Raw genomic sequence first — 1,682 nt, 5'->3', positions numbered from 1 at the left:
ACCGAGATCTCGGCCGCCCTGCCGTCCTGACCGTCTGGTCGCAGAGAGGTGGGGCCAGGAAGCAGACGCTTCCTGGCCCCACCCTCCGGTCGCGGATTCCCGAGGTCGCTCAGCCCTTCGGGACGTTCTCGTCGGAGCGGTAGTGCCCGTCGCCCGACAGCGAGAGCGCGCTGAACCGAATCGGCCTCGACACGCTCTTGAAGTCGAGCGGGCAGTGGCGCAGGCCTGCCGGGATGTACAGCGCTCCCGAGGTCGTCACCGAGTACGTCTCGCCGTCGAGATCGATCAGCAGTTCGCCGCCGAGATCGTGCGGGTTCTCCGGATCCGATCCGGTCCAGATGAGCACCTCGTCGTAGTCGTGCTCATGCTCGTTGACCCAGTGGCTCGGCTCGTCCGTCGGGTTGATCCACGAATAGGTCATGTGGATCTTCGACCCGGGCACGTCGGCCGCCCGCATCAGGGCGAACGCGTCGCCGATGTGGGAGGGACGGGGTTCGCCCGTCCCGATGGCGCCCTCGTTCACGAGGTCGTCGGTGGAGTCCTGCATATGCCGGACGAACAGGTGCTCGTACTTCGCGGTCACGACTGATTCCTTTCAGATGAGGCGGCCTCCGCCTCTCTCCGGGGACGGCTGCGGAGGCCGCTGCCTCGACGCTAGGGAAGGCTCGGACGGCCGAGCCAGGGACTTCCATCGCCTGTTCTGGCACGTCCGCGGGGAAGGTGCCCCACGGCGTTCTCGCCGGCGTGACAATGATCGGCATGACCACTCTGAACGTGCTGTCCGATGACGCACAGCGCCCCCGCACCGACCTCGAGCGGCTCATCCGCCTGCCGCTGCGCCGCAAGCCCCGCATCCTGAGCCGATGGGTTCCCGCGATCCTCCTCGGGGCGATCTGCCTCGGCATCGGCGCGACGGTCGTGAGCGCGCCGGCGCTGCGCTGGGCCGTCGTCGGCGAGTTCCTCGTCAACCCGCGCATCCTGAGCGGCGTGCTCCTCACCGTGGTCTTCACGGTGCTGACGTTCACGATCGGGCTTCTGCTGGGAGTGATCCTCGCCGTCATGCGGCAGGCCGGCAACCCGGTGCTCACCGTCATCGTCACGAGCTACGTCTGGGTGTTCCGTGGGACTCCCCTGCTCGTGCAACTCGTCTTCTGGTTCAACCTGGCGCTGCTGCTGCCGTTCATCGGCATCCGCATCCCTGCCTGGGGAATCGTCCTCGGCGGCGAGACGAACGCCATCGTCACCCCCTTCCTGGCTGCCCTGATCGGGCTCGTCCTGCACACGGCGGCCTACATGGCGGAGGTCGTCCGCGGTGGATTCCTCGCGATCCCGCCGGGGCAGACGGATGCCGCGAAGGCTCTCGGCATGACGAGCCTCGGCGCCCAGTGCCGGATCGTGATCCCGCAGGCCATCCGCGTGATCCTGCCTCCGCTGGGCAATCAGTTCATCGACATCCTCAAGGCGACATCGATCGTCTCGGTGATCGGCGGCGGCGACCTGATGACCCAGGCCCAGCAGATCTACGGTCAGAACTACCAGGTGATCCCCCTCCTGGTCGTGGCATCGCTGTGGTACCTGCTGCTGGTGACCCTGGCCAGCATCGGCCAGTACTTCCTCGAACGCTCCGTCGATCGATCCAGACGACGCGTGGTCATCGCGAAGGAGGCGGCGCTGTGACCGTC

General features: G+C 67.1%; 2 protein-coding genes. One reads left to right on the top strand and one right to left on the bottom strand.

The features are described 5' to 3' along the window. Nucleotides 1-109: 109 nt before the first annotated feature. Nucleotides 110-583: a hypothetical protein gene (locus B7X32_RS20740; RefSeq protein ID WP_292724093.1), complete on the bottom strand. Its 474-nt coding sequence runs from the start codon at nucleotides 581-583 to the stop codon at nucleotides 110-112. A 176-nt stretch (nucleotides 584-759) separates the two neighbouring features. Between B7X32_RS20740 and B7X32_RS20735 the strand changes: the two genes are divergently transcribed. After that, a complete protein-coding gene (locus tag B7X32_RS20735; protein ID WP_292724091.1) occupies nucleotides 760-1,677 on the top strand; it encodes an amino acid ABC transporter permease in 918 nt (305 codons plus the stop codon). The last annotated feature ends 5 nt before the right edge of the window (nucleotides 1,678-1,682 follow it).

It is taken from the genome of Microbacterium sp. 13-71-7, assembly GCF_002257455.1.
Classification (GTDB): Bacteria; Actinomycetota; Actinomycetes; order Actinomycetales; family Microbacteriaceae; genus Microbacterium.
The sequence above is the reverse complement of the archived record's forward strand: the minus strand, read 5'-3'. Positions and strand labels throughout refer to the sequence as shown.